Origin of the sequence: Streptomyces yangpuensis, assembly GCF_024666385.1 — a bacterium.
Lineage (GTDB): Bacteria > Actinomycetota > Actinomycetes > Streptomycetales > Streptomycetaceae > Streptomyces > Streptomyces yangpuensis.
The window spans coordinates 460,354-483,469 of sequence record NZ_CP102514.1 but is presented as its reverse complement, the minus strand read 5'-3'; the positions used below and the strand labels follow the sequence as shown (position 1 = coordinate 483,469).

The following is a 23,116-nucleotide window of genomic DNA, read 5'->3' as shown; positions in this document are numbered from 1 at the left end:
GGCCGTGTTCCGTGCACAGCAAGGGACTTGAGGAGGAGGAGAGGTACGACCGCAGGCCGACCGGCGGTCCCGGCGTCGACCCCGCCGCCGACGCCGGTGTGCTCAGAGCTCCGCGAGGTCGACCGCCTCGGCGTCCTCGGCCTCCCAGCGCAGCAGGTCGCCCGGCTGGCATTCGAGGACCTCGCAGAGCGCTGCCAGCGTCGCGAAGCGGACCGCCTTGGCGCGGCCGTTCTTGAGTACCGCCAGGTTGGCGGGCGTGATCCCCACCCGGTCCGCGAGTTCCCCCACGGACATCTTCCGCCTGGCCAGCATCACGTCGATGTCGACGGCGATGGGCATCAGATCACCTCGTCCAGCTCGGCCCTCATCTGCGCCGCCTCACCGTCGCGTGCGACGGCCTGGGCGAGCAGCATTCGCAGCACGAGCACGATGAGCGCGACCCCCAGGATGGCGACGCCGATCCCTCCCATGATCACAGTAACGCCCGGGTCCTCCCGCTGGCCCGGCGCATTGACGGCCGTGACGGCGAACCACAGCAGGGCGGCCGCCACGATCGAGCCGATCACGCCGTCCACGTACCGGAAGGCGGCATGGGAGAAGACGGTTCCGCGCCGCACCATCGCCGTCAGCCGGCCTACGCACACCAGCGCCACCTGGGCGGACACCATGCCCAGGATCACGATCACGCGCATCGGGGTCAGCGGGAGCGACCCCTCCACCTCACGCGTGACCAGCGCCCACACCATCGCCACCTGCACGAACACGGTGCCGACGAACACCACCGCGAGCACGACGCGCAGCGCGCGAACTGCCAGCTTTCCCATGACCCGTCCTCCCATCGAGTTACGATGGAAATCTATCGAGATTCGATAGACCGGGCAAGGTCTGGGGCCGGCCCGGCCCAGCCCGGCCCGGCGCCCGATGCGCCGCGCCGGACCGGACCGGGCAGGTGTTCAGAAGTCCCAGCTCTGGCTCCGCGCGCCGTTGCAGCTCCAGCTCACCAGGAGCTGGCCGATCTCGGGCCGCCCCGCCAGGATGTCGAGGCACTTCCCGTTCACCCGGTTCCGGATCTCGCTGCCGTTGCGGTACCACTTCTGGTGGAGACCGCCGTGGCAGTCCCACATGGCCACCGAGCCCTGGTCGCCCAGATGCGGGCCGTAGATCTCCAGGCACTTCCCGTTCAGGTTGGAACGGATCTGCTCACCGTCCCAGTACCACTGCTGGTTGACGCCGCCGTGGCAGTCCCACGTCACCGTGGAGGCGCCGTTCTCCTGGTGGAACATGAAGATGTCGGCGCACCTTCCGTTCAGGTTGGACCTGAGCAGCGGAGCCGCGGCGGCCGCCGCGGACGCGGGCGAGCCCGTCACGGTAGCCCCGGCCAGCAGTCCCGTGACCGCCGCCAGCAGCATCAGTCGTCGTACAGACCTCATGGTTTCCCCTTCCCAACACGGTTGCGCGGTTGCGCTGGGCCCTTGTCTAGCCCCCGGTTGATGTCCGGCGCCGGAACGTGGGTTCCGGACATCAAAAGCTGGACAAACACCACCCGACACGGATGCGGAAAGCCGCAGAGAGGAAGGCAATGCCACGCCCCGAACGCCCGCTCGACCCGGACTCCGGTCCCCTGACACAGTTCGCAGCCGACCTCCGCACCCTCCGCGAGTCAGCGGGGCGGCCGCCCTACCGGGCACTGGCGAAAAGGGCGCACTACTCGTCCACCACGCTCTCCGACGCCGCGGGGGGAGACACCTTCCCGAGCCTCGCCGTCACGCTCGCCTACGTCGAGGCGTGCCAGGGCGACCGCCGTGCATGGGAGACCCGCTGGCACGCGGTCGCCGCCGAGATCGCCGCCGCCGCGACCGGACGGGGCGGCGAACCCGACGTGACGAGCCGGCGGGCCGCGCCCTACGCCGGGCTGTCCCCGTTCCAACCGGAAGACGCCGACCGCTTCTTCGGGCGCGAGCACCTGACGACCGAGCTGCTCGCGAAGGTCCGTGACCGCCGTTTCCTGACCGTCTTCGGACCGTCCGGATCAGGCAAGTCCTCGCTGCTGCGGGCCGGACTCGTCGCCCGTACCCGGGCGGCGGGCGCGCCGGTCATGCTGTTCACGCCGGGCCCGCACCCGATGGAGGAATGCGCGGTCCACCTCGCCGCCGCCACGGGACAGGCCCCCGGCCCGCTGCTGACCGAACTGCTGCACGATCCCGCGGCGTTGCACCTGCGGATCCGACAGGACGCGGTCGGCCGCCGGGCCCGAGCCGCCGACGCCGACGCTGCCGAAGCCGCCGACGCCGATGCCGACACGGACGCGGACACGGACGCGGACACGCTCATCGTCGTCGACCAGTTCGAGGAGGTCTTCACCCTCTGCCGGGACCAGGACGAACGAGATGCCTTCATCGCCGTACTGATCACAGCCGCCACCGCGCCGACCAGCCGGACCCGGGTCGTCCTCGGCGTACGCGCCGACTTCTACGGCCACTGCGTCCAGGTCCCCCGGCTCGTCGAGGCGATGCGCGAAGCCCAGATCGCCGTCGGACCGATGAGCAGCCAGGAACTGCGCGAGGCCGTCACCCGCCCCGCCGTACTCGCCGACTGCACGGTCACCGGCCCACTGCTCGCCGCCGTGGTCGCGGACGCGACCGGCCAGCCGGGCGCACTGCCACTCGTCTCCCACGCCATGGTCGAAACGTGGCGCCGACGCTGCGGCAACCGCCTCACCCTGGAGGGATACCTGGCGGCAGGCGGCATCCAGCACGCCCTCGCCCACACCGCGGAAGCCGCCTACGGCGCACTGTCACCGGCACAGCAACACCTCGCCAGGTCACTGTTCCTCCGGCTCACCGCACTCGGCGACGGCACCGAGGACACCAGGCGCCGCATCACCACGGACGAACTCGACCCCGGCCCCGACACCACCCATGTCCTCGAATCCCTTGCCCGCCAACGACTCGTCACCCTCGACGACGGCTGCGTCGACATCACCCACGAGGCCATCATCCGCTGCTGGCCGAGACTGCGCGGCTGGCTCACGGAAGACCGGGACCGGCTGCTCCTGCACCGCCGGCTCACCGACGCCGCCGCCGACTGGGAGGCACGGGACCACGACCCGCACGCCCTCTACCGGGGCGCCCGCCTGGCCGCCGCCCTCGACCTGGCCGCCACCGACGGCACCCGGCTGACCTCCAGGGAACGCCGCTTCCTCGACGCCGGACGCGCGGCACAGGCCGACGAGACGGCGCAGGCCAGGCGGCGTACGGTCCGCTTGCGCCAGCTCGTCACGCTGCTCACCGTGCTCGTGGTCGTCGCGGCGACCGCGGGCGGACTGGCCGTCGACTCACGCGATTCGGCCATCCGCCAGCGCAACCGTCCGAGGTACGCCGGCACGACCCCGCGCTCGCCGCGCAGCTGAACCTGGCCGCGTACCGGCTGGCAGCCACCCGTGACGTCCGCGATCAGCTCATGAGCACCTTCGCGACCCCGTACACGAGCCGCCTCACCGGCCACACCTCCGACGTGGTCTCGACCGCCGTCGCCCCCGGCGGGGGAGTCCTCGCCACCGGGAGCTGGGACCGCACGGCCAGACTGTGGGACGTCCGGGACGCCCACCACCCCGTACAGCTGGCCGCCGTCGACCACCCCGAGCGGCTGATGTCCGTGGCCTTCGACGAGGACGGCTGCGTCCTGGCCACAGCCGACGAACGCTCCGTACGGCTCTGGGACGTGACGGACCGGCGCGCACCCACCGAGCTCGGCACCCTGCCCGGCCAGCCGTCCGCCGCCCCCAGCTGGGTGGCGTACCGGCCCGGCGGTGACGGTGTCCTGGCCACCGGTCACACCGACGGCACGACCCGGCTGTGGAACGCGAACGACCCCCGCCGTCCCCGGCTGCTGGCCACCCTGCCCGGACACACCGGCACGGTCACCTCGGTGACGTTCAGCCCGGACAGCCGTACCGCGGCGACCACCGGCGACACCACCACCCGACTGTGGGACGTCCACGACCCCGCGGACCCGCACCTCCTCGACGTCCTGCGCGGCCACACCGACACCGTGACCTCGGCCGCCTTCAGTCCCGACGGCAAGACCGTGGCGACCGGCAGCTGGGACCGCACCGCCCGGATCTGGCCCCTCACCGCCGACCGGCGCGCGCAACCACCGGCCGTGCTGCCCGTCCACCCCGCGATCGTCTGGTCGGTCGCCTTCAGCCCGGACGGCACCACCCTCGCCTCGGTCGGCGGAGCCACCCACTTCTGGGACGTCACCACCCCCACCGACCCCCAACGGACCAGCACCGTCCAGGGCGGCTTCTACCAGGCCGCGTTCAGTCCGGACGGCCGCGTGTTCGCCAACTCCGACCGCCTCCTGGACCTGCGTGACCTCTCCCTCGCGACCCACGACGACGTCGTCACCTCCCTGGCGTTCGCACCCGGCGGGCACCTGCTCGCCAGCGCCAGCTGGGACGGCACCGCACGCCTGTGGCAGGTCACCGGCGGCCGCGCCCTGTGGCCGCTGTCGGCCCTGCGCGGACACACCAGGTTCGTCCGGTGCGTCACCTTCAGCCCGGACGGGCGCACCCTCGTCACCGCGAGCGAGGACGGCACCGCCCGCGTCTGGAACATCACCGATTCCCGCAAGCCCCGCCTGACATCGGTCATCGCCCCCGACCGGGGCGAGGTCGCCGGTGCCGCCCTCTCCCCGGACGGCCGCCTCCTGGCCCTCTGGGCACAGGCCGGAGCCGGCCTGTGGGACCTCACCGACCCCGCCGACCCCCGGCCGCTGAGCCGGATCGCCGAGAACGGACCCCACGTCACGACGGCCTCGTTCCGGCCGGACGGCCGCACCCTGGTCACCAGCACCGGCGAGTCCGGCTCGCTGCGGTTCTGGGACGTCACCCGACCACGCGACCCCCGGGAACTCCCGTCCCCCTTCCGGTCCGACCCGCTGACCGGCGGCGTGTTCAGTCCGGACAACCGGACCCTGGCCGCCTTCCACCGAACGGACAGGACCGTCTGGCTGATCGACGCCCACGACATCCACCACCCGGCGAAGACCACCCAGCTGCCGGCCTCCGACTCCTGGCTCTACACGCTCACCTTCGACCCGTCCGGCCGCCGCCTGGCCGCCGGAGCCGCGGACGGGAACGCCCGCCTGTGGGACACATCGGGCGCTCCTGCCGCACCCCCCACCGTCCTCTCCGGCCACGCGAACCCCGTACCGGCCGTGGCCTTCACCCCGGACGGCAACACCCTGGCCACCGGCGGCAACGACTTCACGATCCGGCTGCGGGAGACCCGCCCGGCCCAGGTCACCACCCGCATCTGCGACAGCGCCCATCCCCGCATCACCAAGGCCCAATGGGCGCAGCACTTTCCCGCGGTCGGCTTCACCCCGCCCTGCCCCACCACGTGACGACCCTCGGACCCTTCGTGTGCGGGGGCGTGACGTCCGGGCCGCTCGGCGGGTTGTCCGGGCGTGACGGGTGTACGAGGGCCGGGGGTGCGCCGGTCGACCTTCCTGCGGGCGACCGCTGCGGCGGCCTTCGGCGCGGCGGGCCTCGCCGGAACCGGCAGGGCCGACGGCCACCAGGCCGATGCCGCCGAGGCCGACGCACTCCACGTCGTGAAGGTCCGGGACCTCACCGGTCCCGGCATCACGACGCGTTTCCGGATGGAGGCGACCGACCTCGGCATTCCGGTGCGGCTCCCGGACGGCCGAACTTTCTTCGTCTTCGGCGACACCTTCGAAGAGGCCCGGGTGGGAGGCGGCTGGTGGCGTTCGCCGGTCGGCCTGTACTCGACCACCTCGCGCCTCGACGAGGGGATCACCTGGAGCGGGGCCGTCGGGGGCGAGCACGCCCGGCAACTGTGGGCTTACGAACACGACAACCCGCTGTTCAGCACCGTACTGCCGTCCGACGTGATCCTCGTCGGCGGCACCCTTTTCCTGCACTGCAGCGTGCACCGGGGATGGGGCAACGTGCTGTGGAGCGAGATCTGGCGCTCGCAGGACGCGGGCCGGACCTGGCGGTCCACCGGGGCCCGGTTCCCGGGCGACGTCCACGGCGGACTCTTCCAGCTGCTGACCTGGGCACTCGGCGAGGACGGATACGTCTACCTCTACTCGACCGGCTACGGGCGCAGCGGCCCGCTCCTGCTGCACCGTGTACCGGCGGACGCCATCGCCGACCCCGCCGCGTACACCTCCTGGGGGCACCGCGCGGGCTCCTGGGGCTGGGGCAACCCGCCGACACCGGTCCTGGACGGCGGCTTCGGTGAACTGTGCCTGCGCCGGCTCGGGGGGCGCTGGCTGCTCGTCTGCTTCGACGCCGCGGCGGCGCGCATCGACGCCCTCGTCGTGGACCGGCCCACCGCGGACCTCACCACGGCCTACCGGCGCACCCTCATCCACGGTGCGGCCTGGGGACAGGAGGGCGGGGCCCATGTCGCCCAGCCCTACGGCGGATACGTGATCCCGGGCTCGCGCCTCGACGACCTGCACCTGACGGTGAGCCAGTGGCGGACGGCGACCGGCTGGCCCTACCGGGTGATGCAGTTCCGCATCCGCGGGCTGGTACCGGCCTGACTGCCCGACTGCCGACTGCCAACTATCCGACTGCCCGATCACCCGACTGCCTGACGGTCGATCGACGGACTTGGACCGGCGCGTTCCGTCCGGTCAGGTCCAGCGCTGCGGGTCGCTCCCGTCGCACGTCCGGGCCGTCAGGGCCGCGGCCCCCGCCTCCAGACAGGCGCCGGTGGCCAGGTTGCGGAGCTGCAGCGTGCCGTCCTCCCGGCCCGTGACCGTCCAGTCCTGGTGCGTCGAGCCGTCGCACGAACGCGCCCGCGGAGCCGTGCCGCCGCCGTCCAGGCAGGCCCCGGTCGCCCGGTTCCGAAGGTCTCCGGGCCCGGAGCGGTGGGGGCGGAACTCCCATTCCTGGTAGTGCAGCCCGTTGCAGGGCCAGCTCCGCAGCCCCTCGACACTGTCGTCCAGACAGGTCTCGGCAGCCTTGTTCCGGAAGACGCGGGCCGTGCCGGGGGCCGGCGACTCCTCCAGCAGCACCGTGCCACCGACGCCCACGACGAGACCGGCCACGAACCCGGCGGCCGTCCACCCCCAGCGCGCGACGCCGCCCCGGCCGCCGGGAGCGGCAGCCTGCCGTGCGACCAGCGGCGCCTCCGGCGACGCCAGGGGCTGGGCCGTACCACCCGGCGCCTCCCGGGCCGGGGAAGGGATGACGGCGGACGGTGCCGCGGCCGCCTCACCATCCGTACCCGCACCTACGTCTGCCGCCGGGCCGGACGGCGGCCGGCTCTGCGCCCGGTCCGCGGCCTCCCAGAGCGCGCGGTAGCCGTCCGGGTCGGTGTCCATGGCCCGGCAGATGTCCCGTACGACCGTCCAGGGCGGCACCGTCGACCCGCGGAAGTAGCGCGACAGCGAGGAATCACTGACGAGTGCCCGCTGCTCCAGATCCCTCAGCGTCATTCCGGACCGCTGCTGCCGCGCCCGCAGCGCATCCCCCAGCCGTCGGGCGGCCGTGACGTGCCGGCCGGTGCCATCGAGGTGGTTCACGGCTGCCCTCTCTCCCAGTGGCTGCCCCACAGGGGGCTCACCCGGTCCCGGGACGGACCCATCCCGGCAGGTCAGGAGGGTAGGGATCCCGATATACGTGAAGCAACAGGGACAAGGTTGCGAGACCCTGACGGACCGCCACAAACTCGGAGCATCCAGTCGGCGGTTTCACCCCTCCGAGGTGCAGCCCGCGGTTCCGGCCCCCGCCTTCGAGCGGCTCCGGCCCGGCCGCCCCGCCCCGCCGCCGACCCGTTCCCTGACGAAAGGTCCATCAGCCATGCGCTTCGACACCCGTACCGCCCGCAACCTGTCGGCCGCCCTGGCCCTCCTGCTCCTGCCCCTGGCCGCGGCCGAAGGAGCCGCGGGCGCCGCGGAGAACGGAGACCGGACCCCGGTGGCACGCGCCGCCGCGGTCTCCTACCGGGTCCAGCTCAGCAACCGATGCCTGGACGCGGACACCAACACCATCAACGACAACCCCGGGAAGGTGCAGGTGTGGGACTGCAACTTCGCCGCCAATCAGCGCTGGATCCTCGAACCGTCCGGGGCGCTCAAGGTCGACTTCAACAACAACAAGTGCCTGGACGCCGACACGAACACCATCAACAACAACGGCGGCCGGGTCCAGCTGTGGACCTGCAACGGCCAGCCGCAGCAAACCTGGACCCGCGGCGAGGACGGCACGATCCGCCTGAAGTACAACGGCAAGTGCCTGGACCACGACGTGAACGAGAACTACAACAGCGGCAAGGTCCAGCTCTGGACCTGCAACGGGAGCCCCCAGCAGACCTGGCGCTGACGACTCCCGCCCCTTGAGGGCCGTCCGGCAGACGGCCCTCAAGGGCGGCGAGACGGCGTCCAGCAGGTGACCATCCACCCGGCCGCCACCGGTTCGGCGGCCGGTATCCGGCGGGGGCGTCCGTCGGCCTTTTCCTGGAGGGTGGGCAGGGGCCTCGCCGCCGACGGCGAGGCCCTCCCCACCGTCATGGAGGTGTGCCGGGAGACGAGGTCGCGGAAGTCGAACCGGAATGTCGGCACTCGACCGGCGAGACCCCTGCCGTCTCGTCGATCACCTCGCACTGGCCGACCCGCGCGCCGTACGGGGTACGCGGCATCGGCGAGGCCCCGACCCCGCCGTTCGCCCCGGCCGCCCTCGCGGCGATCCGGAACGCAACCGGACCGGGACCGGACGGGAACCGGGCTGGAACTCGGCGGGAACCCGATCCGTCCGGAGTGCCTCACCGGTCTGGTGGGTCTACCGGCCAGCCGGACCGCGGCGGCCGGGATCCGCGCCGAACGCGTGCCAGGATGGGGCGGCAGCCATCGGACGGGGGGCCGGAAACCATGGCAAATTCCTTTCAAGGCAGGCCGGTTGAGGCGAGGAAGTGCGGGGGTAGGGGCCGTTTCCGCTGCGTGCATCAAGGATCGGTGGTGCTCTACGAACGGGGTCCCGGGGCGGAGGTGGACCTCACCTCGGCCGAGCCGCTGGACTTCTACGACGTGCACATCCCGATCGCCGGTCACGGTGCCGTCACCATGAACCGCAAGGGACTCCTCTCCGCAATCGGCGTCGTGGGACCGGAGCAGAGGGGCTCGACGCGCCGGAACCAGGGCAGCGTCAACCGCATCCTGATCATCCCGAAGGCGGCGGTCGACGACGCCCTCACCGTCCGGCTGGGCGAGCCGCCGTACGAGCCGCTGTCCTTCGAGCCCGTTCTGGACAACACGGCGGCCCCGGTGCAGGGCTGGCTGGAGTTGGTGGGGCAGCTCGCCGACTTCGCCGGCTCCGGCCTGGCGGCCCGGTCGCCCCTGGCCACGGGCCACTTCGAGCAACTGCTGGTGAACGGGCTGCTGGATGTCCAGCCCCACACGTTGAGCGAGGCGGTGGCCGGCCGGGGAACCGCCGCCGTGCCGCGTGCGGTCCGCCGCGCCAGGGACTTCTGTTCCGAGCACGCCCACGAGCCGATAGCGGCGGCCGACATGGCGCGGGCGGCCGGTGTCAGCGTGCGCAGTCTGCGCGAAGGCTTCCGGCGGTACCTGGACACCACCCCGTCCGCGTACCTGCGCGGCGTCCGGCTGGGCCTCGTACGGCGCGACCTGCTGGCCGCGGACGACGGCCGGGCGGCTCACAACGTCACCGATGTGGCGCTGCGGTGGGGTTTCACCCACCTCGGCAGGTTCACCGGCCACTACCGGGCGGCCTACGGGGAGACCCCCTCGCAGACCCTGCGCACCGTACGCGGATCCGACTGATCGCTCGTTCCTCGCGGTCCGCGCTATCCGGAAATGTGCGCGCACCGCCGCCGATAGCGGATAGCTGTCGTCTGCACCCAAGGCCGATGCTGAGTGCAGGCCGCCCACCCGCACCGACGCACGCACACGGCGTGGGGAAGGGCCTGCCGATCATCAGACGAAAGGAACCGACGTGTTCACCCGTAAGTCTCTTGCCACCGTCATGTCGTCCGTGGTCTTCGCCGGTGCCGGTGTCATGGCCCTCTCCTCGCCGGCGCAGGCGGCCGTGCCCGGGACCGAGCAGTTCAAGAACGTCGCGACCGGCTTCTGCCTGGACAGCAATGCCGCCCGCAGCGTCTACACGCACGGCTGCAACACCGGCGCCTACCAGAAGTGGACCGTGACCTCGGTCAGCGGCGGCTACACCCTCAAGAACCAGGCAACAGGCTTCTGTCTGGACAGCAACGCCGCCCAGAGCGTCTACACCCTCTCCTGCAACGGTGGCAGCTACCAGAAGTGGGTCATCTCCAACAGCGGCGGTGTCTACCGGCTGCAGAATGTCGCGACCGGCTTCTGCCTGGACAGCAATGCCGCCCGCAGCGTCTACACGCACGGCTGCAACTCGGGCAGCTACCAGAAGTGGACCTGATCCCCGGATCGTGAACGGGACCGGTGCCCGCCCCCCGAGGGCGGGCACCGGTTTCGCTAGCGGGCCGCGCGCCAGGCCTCGGCGAACAGTTCGTGCGGCGGGACCGGGGACAACAGCCGCAGGAAGGGCATCTCCGGCTCCGACCGTCCGACGCGGGCCGCGTACGGGCCGAGCTTGGCGGTTTCGAGCGGCAGGTGCGGGGCCTTGAGCTCGGTCCACGGGCCGGGGACGAACGCCGTCCGGCCCGCCCGCGCCCGCCGTCCGGTCTCCACCACGCCCGCTGCCACCAGCTCCGCCTGAGCCGCCTTGTGCCGGGCGGGGCTCCAGCCGTTCCAGCGGCGCACGTTCTGGTCGGTGGGCCGGGCCAGCGCCAGCAACTGCAGGTAGAGCGCGGCCGCGTCGGCGCCCACGCCGAGGGCCGACGCGGCCTCGGCCACCAGCTCCGGGACGCTCAGGGCCGGGTTCAGCTCGTAGCCCCCCGGCGGGACCGGAGTGTCGGAGGCGCGGGCGAGCATCCGGTCCGGGCCCTCGCCGCGGACCACCTGGATCCGGCGGACGGCGGCCAGCACATCGGACAGCCCCAGCTCGGCGCACAGCCGTTCGGCCCGCTCGACCCCGGCCGGGTCGGCGAGCGCGGCCGGCCGCAGGAACACGTCCCTGCCGGGCACCGACACCACGAACACCCCGTCGTCATGGGCGGTGGAAGGCACGGTGTCCTCCCGGTACAGCGGTTCCGGGCAGGGGAGAACGACGCCCTCGTACGGGCCGAAAGCGGGATCCTCGGGCACGGCCCGGCCCAGCGCGAAGTGCCGGCCGAGCGGGATCAGGGTCCTCGGATCGTCCATCCGGGCCCGCAGCGCGGCGTGCACCGCGGCGGCGCCGGCGGCGGCCGGATCGCCGACCGGGAGTTCGGTCAGTGCCCACGCCACGGCCGACGCCGGGGCCGCGTGCACCGGATGCTGCACGAAGACGGGGCGGCCGGCGCTGCCGTCGGCCTCGGCGTGGCGCAGGGCCAGCCCGCCGTTGATGGCGCCGACCAGCACGCCCGCGGCGCCGGGCACATAGCGGCCGGCGGCCTCCGGGCCCCCGGTCAGGGCGAGGGCCCAGCCGGCCCCCAGCCCCAGATCCGCCTCCAGGGCGGCGACGAGGTCCTCGTCGATGTACTCGGTGGTGCCCAGCAGCCCCGCCCACGCGTCGGCCATCCGCTCGGCGGCCGCGGTCATGCCGCCCGGCTCCCACAGCTCGGCGGGATCCCGCGGGACGCCCGCGGCGAGCACCGCCCGGCTGCCGTTGTCGCCGAGACGCCGGCACAGCCCGTCGTACTCCTGGGCCATCGCCTTGTTCGCCTTGTACGGCGCGGCCCTGAGCGCCTTGAGGTGCACGTCGCAGTCGCCATGCTGCGGCAGACCGCCCAGCACCAGCGTGGCGATCGCCCGCCGTACACCCGTACGCCGTACGAACACCTCGACCGCCTCCGGTGACAGCGCGAGGGGGCCGCGCTCCTTCACCAGGGCCAGCAGCACCGGCAGCCGCCCCGCGTCGTCCCGGTCGACGCTGCGCACCGCGTCGTCCGCAGGCCCGTCGGCGGTGCCGTCCGCAAGCCCGTCGGTGGCAGGCCGCACGGACGGGGCACCCGTGTGCAGGCCGCTCGCGCCGTTCCCGGTTCCCGCGCGCCAGCGTCCGCCGCGCGCGGCGAACGGCTGCTCCGCCCACGTCTCCAGCAGTGCCGCGAGCGCCGTGCGGTCCTCGTCGGAGGTGGTATGGACGACGGCGCGCCACGCCACCGCGTCGATGGAGCCCAGCAGCGCGGTCCAGGGCGCCGGAGTCGCCGGCAGGGCCAGCAGCCTCGCCTCGTCGTCGATCTCACCGCGCAGGTGGCGCCCCTCGGCCGCGACGGCGGTCAGGGTCGCGGGGTGCGCTCCCGGTACGTAGGCCCCGTACGGGCGGACATACGGCAGCAGTCCGCTCAGAGCGGGGGCGAGCACCGTGTCGGGGACGGGGGAGCGGAGCTCGACCGCGGGACCCGCCCGCATGATGCCGACACGGCGGGAGAGCTCCTCGCGCCGCCGCAGCACGTCGGCCGCGAGCTGCGCGGCCCGCACGACACCGTCCACCACCCTCGGCTCCGGCACCCCGGGCAGCAGCCGGGCGACACGCTCCCGCAGGGTGCCGTGGTCGGCGCTCCGCACGGCCGCGTCGAGGAGGGCGCGCACGGTCTCGTCCCCGAGCGTACGCAGAGCCTCGGAGGAAGCCGGGTCGCGCGGGGCGAGGAAGTGCCAGAAGGCGGGCGGCGGATACGGGCCCACGCTGTGGCCCGACGGCCGGACCCGCCGCGAGGCGTCCGGACCGGGGAATCCGTGGACCTCCCAGAGCAGCGAGTTGTCCTCGGCGGCATGGCAGCGGATGGCCGTCTCGCCCGCCAGCACGGCGTCCTCGCCGCCCTGCGGCAGGCGGATGATGCCCCAGGGCCGGCGGCCCGGGCGCCGACTGCGGTAGCGGGCGCGGCGGCCGTCGATGCCTTCGAGCACGAACTCGGTCGGCGAGGGGCCCGCGTACGGGGTGCGGTGCAGCACCCTGCAGCCGGTGAGGGCGCCGTCCTGGCCCAGGGGAGACGCCGGGGCGTCCGCCGGGAGGGCGGCGAGCGTCAACTGGTCACCGAAGAAGGCCATGCCGTCGGGCAGATCGGCCGAGCCGTGGAACGCCGGCAGCGTGTGCTCGACGGCGCGCTCGCCCGTCACCGGATCCACCCGGGCCCAGCCCTTGCGCCCCGCGAAGACCTTGGAGCTCCACACCTGGGTGCCGTCGCCCATCTGGAAGTCGTGGTGGTCGATGCCCTCGTGCCCGCCGGGGCGCAGGACGCGCTCCCCGTCGTGGCGGCCGCCTCCGTCCCGGGTCTCGAACTGGTAGCCGAGGCCGCCCTGGATGCTGCCGCCGTACGGGCGCAGACCGTAGCTCCGCGCCGGTACGAAGACCTCCTCGGGCCGGTCGGACCAGAAGGCCCGCCCACCGAAGGGGTCCTCGGCATCGGTGGACCAGCTGACCAGGAACTGCCCGCCCACGTAGTGCACGACGTGGTGGGCCGCGTCCTCGGGGAGGGTGAAGCCGGTGGAGGCGCGTACGGCGCCGGGTGCGACGGCCACGGCCTTCGAGCCGCCGTAGACCGTCAGGACCGGCCAGGTGCACGTGACCCCGGCGACGTCCTCGGGAGCGAGCGCCGCGAGAGCCTCCTCCAGGGCGGGCCAGCCCAGTTCCTCGGGGAGGCCGGCGCGCAGCGCCCGGGCGAGCGGGCCGGTCGCGTCGAGGGCGGCGAGGGCCTCGTCGATGCCGTCCAGGGCGGTGGCCGTGGGCCGGTCCAGCAGCTCGGCCAGTTCCTCCACGGCCTCGTCGGCGGCGGCCAGGCCGCCGTCGGCCAGGGCCCCGAGGAGCCTCTCGACGCGGCTGTGCACCTCGGCGGCGATGCCCGGATTCTCCGGGAGGCGGGTGATGGCGGTGCCGCCGCCGCGCAGCCCGGCGTGCACGGTGCCCTCCAGCCGCGGCCCGAACACCGGGTCCGCGGCGAGGGCCTTGAGGTCGCGGCGCGAGCGGTCACCCCAGAAGCTCAGCCGGATGTTCTCGCCCGGATCGACGACGGTCAGCCCCTCGGCGAGGCAGAGGTCGAGGAGGTCCGCGTCGAGGCCGGGCCAGCGCCAGCGGTCCTCGTGCAGCGTGACCGGGGCCTCGGCGGCACGCAGCCGGGGCGCGAACAGGGTGACCAGGTCGAACAGTTCCGCCGGCATGGGCTGCCGGGCCACGCCCCCGTACGGCACCCGGTAGTGCGAGTAGGCCCGGGTGTAGTGGCCGAGCCAGGCGGCGAGACCGCCCTCCGGTGTGATCCGGCCGGAGGCGGCCGCGCCGGCGGCGCCGGAGCGCAGCAGGACACGCAGCCAGGCGGCCGCGTCCTTCTTCGACTCGGGGAAGACGTCCAGCAGGGCGGCGAGGACCTCGTCGTCCTGCGGATGCTCGGCGAGCAGCGCCGCGACCGCGTCGAGCAGCGTGTCCGGCAGGGCCTTCCCGCGCGCCACGCCGACCGTACGGGCCAGCACCCGGGCCTCCTCCGGGCCGCCGAGGCCCGCGGCGCGGGCCGAGGCGCGGACCCGGCGGGCCAGGTCGGCGGGCAGCTCTCCGGGCGAGGCCGCCCACGCCGCCAGGACCCGTACGAACTCCTCGTGCGCGGCGGCCGGGTCCAACACGGTGGCCAGCCAGGCCTGGTGCCCGCTCAGCTCCTTGACGGGAAGGGCGCCGGACCCGGCGAGGAGCAGGACGTTCTGCCGCCGCCAGGCCGTGTCCACGGGCAGGTCGTGCTCCCGTTCCGCCGCGCGGGCGCGGGTGTAGGCCCGAGCTGCGGAACGCGTGTCCCAGGACATGAACCGGTGGGCCACCGTGTCCCAGTACCAGGGCAGATGAGCCGCAGGGAGCCGGTGGGCGAGCCCGGTCAACTGGTCCAGGGCGCGGCCGGCCTTCGGATACGCCAGGGAGATGCGGTCCCGGACGTCGGTGAGCACACCGCGCGCGGCGTCCTGCGCGGCCGGCCCGTGCGAACGGGCCCAGTCCGCATCGGTTTCGGAACGGCTGGGGTCCGACGGGAGCGGCACGACGAAGTTCATGATCCGATCCTGGCACGCCCCACTGACAGCGGAGGCAGAGGGGAGCCAGGCCTCAAGATCATCGGTCATGCGCGCGTCCTATGATCTGTGCATGATCGAAGGAAAACTGGTACGGCTGCGGGCACTTCGTGCCCAGGACGCGGAACACCACCTCCGGTGGCGCAACGATCCGGAGGTGGTCCACTGGGCCACCGGCGGCGACCCGTGCTTCGGCCCGGTCACGGAGGAGGCCGTCGGCCTCGCCTTCGAGACCATGCTGCGGCTCAACCCGAGGGAGTCGGCCGTCTTCACTGTCGAGGACATGGCCGACGGCGCGGTGATCGGCATGGCCGACTACCGCGACCTGGACCCGTTCACCGGGCTGGCCACGGTCGGCATCACCATCGGCGAACGGGACCGCTGGGGCCACGGGCACGGCTCCGACGCACTGCGCCTGCTGGTGGGCCACCTGTTCGGGGCCTTCGGCCTGCACCGGATCGAGCTCGACACCTGGAGCGGCAACCAACGCGCCGTCCGCGCCTTCACCAAGGCGGGCTTCCGCGAGGAGGGACGCCGCAGGTCCACGGTGCTGGTGGCGGGCGAGCGCCACGACACCGTGCTGTTCGGAATGCTGCGCGAGGAATGGCCGGGAAACGGCTCGGGGACGGCCCACTGATCCCGGGTACGTCCACGGACACGGAGGAGAGCCGACATGGGACGACGCATCTGGGACAAGTGGACGGGCACCGAGTACCCCGCCGGTGGTGTCAGACCCCTGCCCACGACGGAACTCCGCGAAGCGCTCCTCGCGCTCAACCACCGGAACGTGCCGTTCAACGTGCGCCACGGCCGCCCCGAGGAGAAGGCCGACCTGGTCGCGGACTGCGAGATCCCGCAGGTGCGGCTGACGCTCAAGACCCGCATGCGTCTGGTGCCGGCCAAGCGCGAGGTGCTCGTCCTGGAGGAGCGGTGGGAGCCCTCGCCCGACTCCGGCCGGCAGTACGGCCGTGGGGGCTTTAAGGTGTACCGGCAGTGGGAGTTCCGGCGCGGCGCCGACGGCCGCCGGCACAAGGTCGAGACGCTGCGCTTTGACACACGGGACGTGCGCGATCCCCTGCGCACCACGGTCCTGCGCGCGGGATGGACCTGGCGCGGGGTGCTGTTCCGCTACTGACCGGCCGGCCCGGGGCGGACCTCCTCGGCTCCGGCGTGGAGGGCGGGTACGGCGCGGACATGGGCCGCCGAGAGGTGCAGCTCGTAGGGCAGACAGCAGTCGGAGCAGAGCGTCGCGACAAGCGTTCCGCAGGCACACACCTGGTTCATGCCCCCGTCCGGAGTCGCTCCGCAGCAAGCCGCGGAGGCATGCCGCAGTTCCAGCCCGCGTGCGTCGCCCGGATCGATGACGATGTTGCCCCGCGGCCCCCGCGACACGAGCCATCGCCCGTGGCCGTCGCCCATCGTCCCGCGGCGCGGCATGGCGGGCGCGATCACGTCCGTGACGACCAGGGGCGCACCATAGTGCTCCGTCTCGATCGCGTACCGGCCTGCGGGCATGGTCGCCGGCGACGGGCCCCGCTCGCCGGATTCCCACCACGGGAAGTACGGAGGGTCGGGAACCGCGGGCAGCCGTTCGAGGGGCGCCGTCAGGGCCACCCCGCACGCCGCGCACACGAAGACCACGGCTCCTGACCCTGCCACACCGCCCACGATGTCGACGGACACGTCATCATGCATACGGTGACGGTACGCGCCGCACCGCCGGGCGCCGCCCGCCCCCCACCACCGGGGGTCAGGAGGGCCGGTCGTGGTCCGTGCCGCCGAGCGACGTGCGGGCGAACCAGGTCCGTGCCTCGTCGGCCGTCAGGACGCGCGCCAGCTCGGCCGCACCCGGCATGTGCGGGAAGAACCGGTCGGCGTTCCAGCTGCGCGTGTACGTCGGCTCGTCCAGCACGAGCAGGCGGCGTCCCTCCACCACGGGTATGTCGTCCGGCAGCCCCTCGTTCCAGATCCGCTCGCCGTCCGGGGCGAGGAGCTCGAAGGCTCCGGTCGCGACGGCCTGGCTACGTCCCTGGGCGGGCTCGGGATCCGTTGCCAGGCGGACGCTCTCCGCCGACGGCTTCTCGCCGGGGACATGTCCGCCGCCGACAAGGACGTGCGCGAGCAGCGTGTGCAACTGGAAGTTGTCCCCGATACCGCCGATCCGCACCTCGAACCCGGTCCCGGTGGGCCTGTGCAGCACCACGAGCGGCTCGTCGTCCAGCACGGCCAGCGCGTGGGCCAGGCATGTGAGATCGTGCCGCTGCAGGGCCACCAGCTCGCGGCAGGCCGCAAGGAGCGCGGCGGAACACCCACGGCGCACCTCGGCGCTGCGGCACAGCACGGCCAGCGCGGGCGGCTGCCATTCCTCGATCGCGCACCAGGCCAGCACCAGCCGCAGCGCCTCCTCCGCGTCGCCGCCCAGGCGGGCCAGCAGGTCGTCGTCGATGATCTCCTCGTCCGCCGCCGGGAGCTCCTCCCCGGCCGCGCCGGTGGCGGTCCAGCGGCGGGCGAACTCGAGGGCGTCGAGCAGGTCCTGGTGGACGCCGCCGAGGATCGGCTCGGCGCAGGCCACCGGATCCGCCCCGCGCTCGACACAGTAGCCGGCCGCCATCGCCAGCATCGGCCGCGGACCGGTGGGCGGGAAGGCGGGGATCAGCGCCGCGAGCAGCGGTCCCGCCAGCACACGCTCGGGGTCCGACGCCGACGGCACACCTTCCATCACGGCGGCGAAGGCACGCTCGGTACGGTCACCATCGCGAGCGGCGACGCCTTCCCGCAGCTCGGACACAGCGGCTGTGAGGCCTGTAGCCTTCCGCTTCCTCTTGAAGATCACCGGCATACCTTAGGCCTGAGGTCTGACCGACGACATCAAGGGGTCGGGACCGGAACGGATCGGGGCCGGGCAAGGCCGAAGGGGTGAGGGACGGCGAGGTCCGGGATCGCCGCCGGGCGACCCGCGCCCCCGGCCGCCACCCGGCCATGAGGTGGTCGACGACCTGAGTGAGGTACGACCCACCCCGGACCCGCCCGGCCGCCCACAGGGCCGATATCAGCGGCCGTTGGCGGGTGTGCTTTCCGGGACGTCCAGCTCGATGGACATCGCGGTGGGCATCCCGATGGACTTGGCGACTCCCGGTTGTAGAGGGGTGGGCGCGGGATCCGACCGTACGGCCGGATCCGTCAGGATCACCCCTTCTTCGGTCGCCCGGGCAGCCGACGGCGTCCGTGCCCCCGCGTCACACCTGGCCGAGGTCCGAACTCAGCCACCGCGTCGGACGCATGTGGAAGACGACCTGTTCGCCGTGGTTCTTCCACGCGTCGTCGACGTAGCCGTCCACCTTGTCGGCCGGCAGGTAGCGCGCGGAGATCGACTCCAGCTGCTCGCGTGCGGCCGGCACGGCCGAGACGACCGGGCCCTCGACCGACACGTACCGGATCGTCGGCTCCACACGGTCGACCATCAGGCTGAACCGCCCCGCGGAAGTGATCAGTTCGGCCTTGCGGGAGTCCCGGCCGGTCATGATCCAGATGTCGCCGCCGGGGGAGTACTCGTACCAGATCGGTACCGTCAGTGGCGCGCGGTCATCGCCTGCGTTCACGGAGAGGGCGGCGATATGGGGTTCGGCGAGGAACTGCTCACGCTCGGTCCGGGACAGTGCCACGACATCCTCCTCCTACCGGGGCGGAAAGGGTCCTGCAGACGTACGTCCTGGAGAACACCTCCCCGCACCGGACCATTCCGTGTGACCGTCCCCCTACAAAGGGCTGCCAGCGCCGGTTGACGCCTTCCGGCCTTTGGTGCCCGCACTCCAGCACGGCGCCCGACCGATCCGTGACCTCGGCGTCGCAGTCCCCGTTCTCGACCCGGACATGGACCTTCCGAACCGACGGGTCGTCCTGTCCAGTCCTGTCCAGGAGCTGATGGAGAAGGCCGGCTCGTCGCCGTTGTAGTCGGACCCGACCCGGAAGACCTCGTCCGGCCCCAGCCACCGGCCCTCGCCCAGCGGCTCCGGCCACATCGTGAGCCACCCCTGGGAATCGTCGGGCATCTCGATGACCGCCATGCGACGTCCTTCCGCCACGCCCTTCCGCCCTTGACTTACGGTGGGTGCATTCTCGCGGAGGAGTCTCGCTCCGTACCGTTCCAACCGGCGTTCGTCGAGGCGGCGCCGCCGCCCGACCGGTGGCCGTCGGCTGCCCGCGCCGCTCGGCTCCGGACCGGCTTCAGCCGGGCGTCGGCGGCCGGCCCGTAGGGTCGTGGCCATGGCCCGCACCACACCACCGCGCCCGTACGACCCGGAAGCCCTCTTTCCCGCCCTCGCCGCTCACAGGGGTACCACCACCCGGCTCCATCCGCGGCCGGGCACCCCGGCCGTGACGGACAGCCACGTGGGCGGGCCCCTGCTCTGGCCCGCAGGCACACCGTGGCCCGCGTGTACGCATCCCCACCCCCGCGACCGGGGCCGGCGCCCGCAGGACATCCGGCTGGAGCGCTTCCTCGCCGAGTTCTGGGTGAGCGGGGGCGGCCGCCCGGCCGGCGAGGAGAAGCAGGAGCTGCTGAGGACACTCCGCGACGAATACGAGGTGCCCGGGCTGGAGGACACCGATCCGATCCCCCTCCTCGGCGTGGCCCAGTTCCATCGCAGGGACGTCCCCGATCTCCCGGCCGGGCCGGACGGCTGCGACCTCCTCCAGCTGTTCTGGTGCCCCTTCGACCGGCACGGTGAGACCGGCCTGGCCATGCACGTGGAACTGCGCTGGCAGCGCTCGGACGCGGTGCCGGATCCGCTCACCGAGCAGCCCGAGCCGGAGGTCGTCGGCTACGAGGGGTACGTGCCCGCGCCCTGCGTACTCCACCCCGAACAGGTGACCACCTACCAGTACGGGGGCCTGCTTCCCGCAGAACTGGAGGCCGCCATCACGGCCTGGGAGCTGCTGCCGGGGCCCCGGCGCGGCGCCCGCCGCCGCTACCAGTACGACCTCTCCATCCCGCCGGGCTGGCGGGTCGGCGGCTTCGCGTCCTGGCACCTGACCGACCCCCACCCGATGGACTGCGCCGTTTGCGGCCGAGCCATGGCGCTCGTCCTCACCGTGGACAGCTCGGAGTGGGACGGCGGTACGTACAGCTGGATCCCGCTCGAGGACGGGCCGTCCGCCAGGGAGCGCAAGGAGGGCACACCGACGAACGTGACCGTCGGGCGGTGGGGCGAACTGAACGTCTTCGGCTGCCCGGCCGATCCGGCCCACCCGCCGCGCTGGAGCGTCCAGTAGCCCTCCAGTAGCCCGCCTGATTCTTCGCCGGCAGGTGGTTCGTGGGCCGTGGCAGCTCAGCCCCACCGACTGCGGCGCGGGTCGGCCCGCGGCGGCCGATGGGGCCACGGCCGGGTGCGGAACCGGGCCGAGCGAAGCCTGCCGTCCTCCAGCACGTAGAGCCACACCGCGCGGCTCGCCGACGTCTCGGGGGAACCCCCGGACCTGCCCGAGCGTCGGTGAGAGATGTGACGGAAGAGATGCCAGAGAGGCATGAGACGCAAGAGATGCCTGAGATGCATGAGACACCTGAGACACCGGAGACCGATGAGGAGACGCCCACCCTGTCTGCCGACCACCGCGAACTGATCTCCGACCTGTCCGGGATCGTCAGCGACTACCCGGACGCGGATCCCGAATCGACCCTCGTCGTCCTCGCCGACGACGCGACGGAAGCCCTCGGCCGCGGTGCCACCCCGGAAGCCCGCCGCGAGCGGACCGGATACACCATCCTCCTGCACGCCACCTGCTGGTACGTCTCCGCACGCATCTTCAGCAAGTCCCTGTTCGCCTCGTACATCCAGGCCCTGGACGCAATCCGTACCCAGCTCGACCGGGACACCTGCGCCTGCCCGCCCGACGCCCACCCCGCGGACCTGGACTCGGAGTACGAGGTCGAGGCGGGAGTGAGCATGCTCACCGCGGCCGGACGGGCCGTGTTCGCCGAGGACTACGGTCTCGACGAGGAGGAGCTGGCGGCATTCGACTGCGATGGGTTCCTCGCGGATCTCGCCGACGAGGCCCTGGCTCGCCTGCACGAGGCCCACCAGGAGCTATTCGGCGGCATCGACGTCTCCCACCTGGACGCGCAGTTCCTTCTGGAGGACGGCGGCGTCGACGTCGTCACCCTGCAGGAGGCGCTCAGCCGCAGCTGGGAGAACAACAGCGGCCAGGTCGCCCTGTGGTCCGCCCGCCGCTGGCTCGCCGGGCAGGTGCGGGACGAGGAACGGATCGCCGTGTTCCTGTGCCTGTGGATGGGCATTTCGCAGTCGTACGGGGGCCTGCCGCCCTCGTACGCGCGCGACCTGGCCGCCGCCCTCGCCACCATCGACCTGGACGCCTCCTGCGAGCACCCCCGGCACCCCTGGCCCGCCGCCGAATCCACCGTGCAGTCCCAGTACCGCGCGGTGGTCCACCTGCACGCGCCGGACGACCACCCCGACACCCCCGTGCCCGCCGAGCTCTCGTCACGCGAGCTGTGGGAATGCCCGGTGCACTACGCCCAGTTGGCGCGGGAGGCGCTGAAAGAACTCGAAGGATGGCGCACCATGCGCGGCGGCGACGCGCAGGACTGACCAGCCCCGGCCCCCGGCCCCGGCCCCGGGCCCAGGCCCCGGCCCCGGGCCCCGGTCCCGGTACCGCTCGGCACTGGTCCCCCCTCCGTCACCGGTCTCCGTAGTTCCTCACGACGACCGAGGTGCACTCACGCAGGGAACTGGCCCGGCGCCGCTTGGTCGACCGCCTCGGTCGTCTCCGGCGCCCGCCTCGTCCACCTCCTCCCGACCCGTGAATACGGCCGCCGGGGGTCCGGAGCCTCGGGACGTGACGTACCTCCGTCTCCTCTGAGAGCCCGCCCGACCGCAGTCATCCCGTCACCCTTCACTGCCAACCGGCGCACTGTGCAACGCCGTCACCAGGGAGGTAGGGGCCGCCGAGGGATCCGACACCCCGCATCCCGCCCCGCGCGGGGCCCGGGATGTGCCTCGCGAGCTGCGTGAATGCGCGACCGCCCCGCGACTGCGGTCCGGTATGCGGAGGACGTGTCCGTAAAACGACCGCCGATTAGCGGCGCCCCTTTGGACCTGCCAGGCTGAACCTCAGTTGAGCGCAAGATCGCAGCCATGAACCCCAATCAACCCTTGAATCGAAGGCGAAACTTGTCATGCGTCACCACGTCATCGCCGTATCCGCCCTCAGCCTTCTCTGTCTCGCAGGCAGCACCGGTCTCGCGGAGGCTCAACCCGCCAGTGCACACGGCCCGTCCGCGATGGTCTTCACCGTCATCCAGGGCTCCGGGGAGCCCACGGACACCGTCCTGCGCGCCACCACCCTGAGCTGTGCCTATACGGCCGAAGGCACACACCCCGCCCCGCGGGCCGCGTGCGACGCCCTCAACGCCACCGACGGCGAACTCAACCGCCTGCTGGCGGCGCCGGACCCGTCGCTGGTCTGCCCGATGTACTTCGACCCCGTGACGGTCACGGCGGACGGTGTACTGAACGGCCGGCGCGTGGCCTGGAAGCACACCTTCTCCAACACGTGCGTGATGTCCGCGAACCTGAACTCCAATCCCGTGTATGCGTTCTGACGCCGTGCAGCCTGTAGCTCGGCCCAGCCCCGGAGGTTGGCGGCCCATGGGCTCGCGGAGGGCGGCCGGGCAGGCGGCGGTACATCCGCCGGCCCAGCCGTCCGTCCGCCCCCTTGCCCGTCGGCCGGCCCGTTCCGGGCCGGATGGCGGGCCGGTACGACGGCTGGCAGCCTGGAGGGGAGGCCAGGGCGGAGGCCTGTGCCACGCGCCGCCACTCGCGCGACGTGGCACCTCAACCGCTGGAAACCACAGTTCGTGTTCGCAGGAGGTGGACCTCCTTGACCAGGCACGCTTCACACACCAGAACCGCAAGGAGCCTCGCGGCGGCCGCAATCCTGTCGGCCGCGCTGGTTCCCGTATCGGCAGCACCGGCGTCGGCCGTCGCCT

20 protein-coding genes are annotated in these 23,116 nt (G+C 72.8%); 11 read left to right on the top strand and 9 right to left on the bottom strand.

The genetic code is table 11. The features are described 5' to 3' along the window. Window positions 1-102 precede the first annotated feature (102 nt). From NRK68_RS02380 to NRK68_RS02370, 3 genes are all read right to left on the bottom strand, one after another. Complete coding sequence (locus NRK68_RS02380) at window positions 103-339, bottom strand: helix-turn-helix domain-containing protein (RefSeq protein WP_046778298.1); 237 nt, start codon at window positions 337-339, stop codon at window positions 103-105. Further along, window positions 339-824, bottom strand: a complete 486-nt coding sequence (locus tag NRK68_RS02375) for a DUF2975 domain-containing protein (protein WP_183065982.1) — start codon at window positions 822-824, stop codon at window positions 339-341. The genes NRK68_RS02380 and NRK68_RS02375 overlap by 1 nt, the downstream gene beginning before the upstream one ends. A gap of 129 nt (window positions 825-953) precedes the next feature. After that, window positions 954-1,430, bottom strand: coding sequence for an RICIN domain-containing protein (locus NRK68_RS02370; RefSeq protein WP_183065983.1), 477 nt, complete (start codon window positions 1,428-1,430; stop codon window positions 954-956). Window positions 1,431-1,579: 149 nt separating this feature from the next. Here NRK68_RS02370 and NRK68_RS02365 point away from each other — a divergent pair, with 149 nt between their 5' ends. The 3 genes from NRK68_RS02365 (at window position 1,580) to NRK68_RS02345 (ending at window position 6,582) form a co-directional block, all read left to right on the top strand. Continuing rightward, window positions 1,580-3,409, top strand: coding sequence for an nSTAND1 domain-containing NTPase (locus tag NRK68_RS02365; protein WP_257854705.1), 1,830 nt, complete (start codon window positions 1,580-1,582; stop codon window positions 3,407-3,409). Window positions 3,410-3,459: 50 nt separating this feature from the next. Further along, window positions 3,460-5,409 carry a WD40 repeat domain-containing protein gene (locus NRK68_RS36700; protein WP_308296023.1) on the top strand — a complete coding sequence of 650 codons (1,950 nt, stop codon included), beginning with the start codon at window positions 3,460-3,462 and terminating at the stop codon, window positions 5,407-5,409. Window positions 5,410-5,472: 63 nt separating this feature from the next. Next, a complete protein-coding gene (locus NRK68_RS02345) occupies window positions 5,473-6,582 on the top strand; it encodes a glycoside hydrolase family 183 protein (RefSeq protein ID WP_257854703.1) in 1,110 nt (369 codons plus the stop codon). Between the two features lie 93 nt (window positions 6,583-6,675). Here the strand turns inward: NRK68_RS02345 and NRK68_RS02340 are convergent, their stop codons facing one another. Further along, complete coding sequence (locus NRK68_RS02340) at window positions 6,676-7,569, bottom strand: RICIN domain-containing protein (RefSeq protein WP_183065985.1); 894 nt, start codon at window positions 7,567-7,569, stop codon at window positions 6,676-6,678. Between the two features lie 277 nt (window positions 7,570-7,846). Here NRK68_RS02340 and NRK68_RS02335 point away from each other — a divergent pair, with 277 nt between their 5' ends. From NRK68_RS02335 to NRK68_RS02325, 3 genes are all read left to right on the top strand, one after another. Then, window positions 7,847-8,368 (top strand): ricin-type beta-trefoil lectin domain protein, encoded by a 522-nt coding sequence (locus NRK68_RS02335; RefSeq protein WP_183065986.1) that lies wholly within the window; start codon window positions 7,847-7,849, stop codon window positions 8,366-8,368. A gap of 509 nt (window positions 8,369-8,877) precedes the next feature. Further along, window positions 8,878-9,822 (top strand): AraC family transcriptional regulator, encoded by a 945-nt coding sequence (locus NRK68_RS02330; RefSeq protein ID WP_308296021.1) that lies wholly within the window; start codon window positions 8,878-8,880, stop codon window positions 9,820-9,822. Between the two features lie 172 nt (window positions 9,823-9,994). Further along, on the top strand, window positions 9,995-10,450 hold the full coding sequence (locus tag NRK68_RS02325; protein WP_220818766.1) for an RICIN domain-containing protein: 456 nt from the start codon (window positions 9,995-9,997) through the stop codon (window positions 10,448-10,450). Window positions 10,451-10,506: 56 nt separating this feature from the next. On the opposite strand, the gene NRK68_RS02320 is transcribed toward NRK68_RS02325, so the two are convergent. Beyond that, entirely contained in the window at window positions 10,507-15,093 is a 4,587-nt protein-coding gene (locus tag NRK68_RS02320) for a hypothetical protein (protein ID WP_257854699.1), read from the bottom strand. Window positions 15,094-15,184: 91 nt separating this feature from the next. Here NRK68_RS02320 and NRK68_RS02315 point away from each other — a divergent pair, with 91 nt between their 5' ends. Together NRK68_RS02315 and NRK68_RS02310 are read left to right on the top strand one after the other, a co-directional pair. Further along, window positions 15,185-15,748 carry a GNAT family N-acetyltransferase gene (locus tag NRK68_RS02315; protein ID WP_183065989.1) on the top strand — a complete coding sequence of 188 codons (564 nt, stop codon included), beginning with the start codon at window positions 15,185-15,187 and terminating at the stop codon, window positions 15,746-15,748. A gap of 36 nt (window positions 15,749-15,784) precedes the next feature. After that, window positions 15,785-16,246 (top strand): hypothetical protein, encoded by a 462-nt coding sequence (locus NRK68_RS02310; RefSeq protein WP_257854698.1) that lies wholly within the window; start codon window positions 15,785-15,787, stop codon window positions 16,244-16,246. Here the strand turns inward: NRK68_RS02310 and NRK68_RS02305 are convergent. The 4 genes from NRK68_RS02305 to NRK68_RS02290 form a co-directional block, all read right to left on the bottom strand. Then, a complete protein-coding gene (locus NRK68_RS02305) occupies window positions 16,240-16,806 on the bottom strand; it encodes a hypothetical protein (RefSeq protein WP_257854697.1) in 567 nt (188 codons plus the stop codon). The genes NRK68_RS02310 and NRK68_RS02305 overlap by 7 nt on opposite strands. A gap of 55 nt (window positions 16,807-16,861) precedes the next feature. Continuing rightward, window positions 16,862-17,899 carry a hypothetical protein gene (locus tag NRK68_RS02300; protein WP_257854696.1) on the bottom strand — a complete coding sequence of 346 codons (1,038 nt, stop codon included), beginning with the start codon at window positions 17,897-17,899 and terminating at the stop codon, window positions 16,862-16,864. 261 nt (window positions 17,900-18,160) lie between these two features. Further along, entirely contained in the window at window positions 18,161-18,301 is a 141-nt protein-coding gene (locus NRK68_RS02295) for a hypothetical protein (protein ID WP_257854695.1), read from the bottom strand. Window positions 18,302-18,347: 46 nt separating this feature from the next. Further along, entirely contained in the window at window positions 18,348-18,773 is a 426-nt protein-coding gene (locus tag NRK68_RS02290) for a pyridoxamine 5'-phosphate oxidase family protein (protein ID WP_183065992.1), read from the bottom strand. A 601-nt stretch (window positions 18,774-19,374) separates the two neighbouring features. Between NRK68_RS02290 and NRK68_RS02285 the strand changes: the two genes are divergently transcribed. From NRK68_RS02285 to NRK68_RS02275, 3 genes are all read left to right on the top strand, one after another. Beyond that, window positions 19,375-20,382 carry a hypothetical protein gene (locus NRK68_RS02285; protein WP_257854694.1) on the top strand — a complete coding sequence of 336 codons (1,008 nt, stop codon included), beginning with the start codon at window positions 19,375-19,377 and terminating at the stop codon, window positions 20,380-20,382. Window positions 20,383-20,657: 275 nt separating this feature from the next. Further along, window positions 20,658-21,716 (top strand): hypothetical protein, encoded by a 1,059-nt coding sequence (locus NRK68_RS02280; RefSeq protein ID WP_257854693.1) that lies wholly within the window; start codon window positions 20,658-20,660, stop codon window positions 21,714-21,716. A 587-nt stretch (window positions 21,717-22,303) separates the two neighbouring features. Further along, window positions 22,304-22,729, top strand: a complete 426-nt coding sequence (locus NRK68_RS02275; RefSeq protein WP_183065995.1) for a subtilase-type protease inhibitor — start codon at window positions 22,304-22,306, stop codon at window positions 22,727-22,729. Window positions 22,730-23,116: the final 387 nt, after the last annotated feature.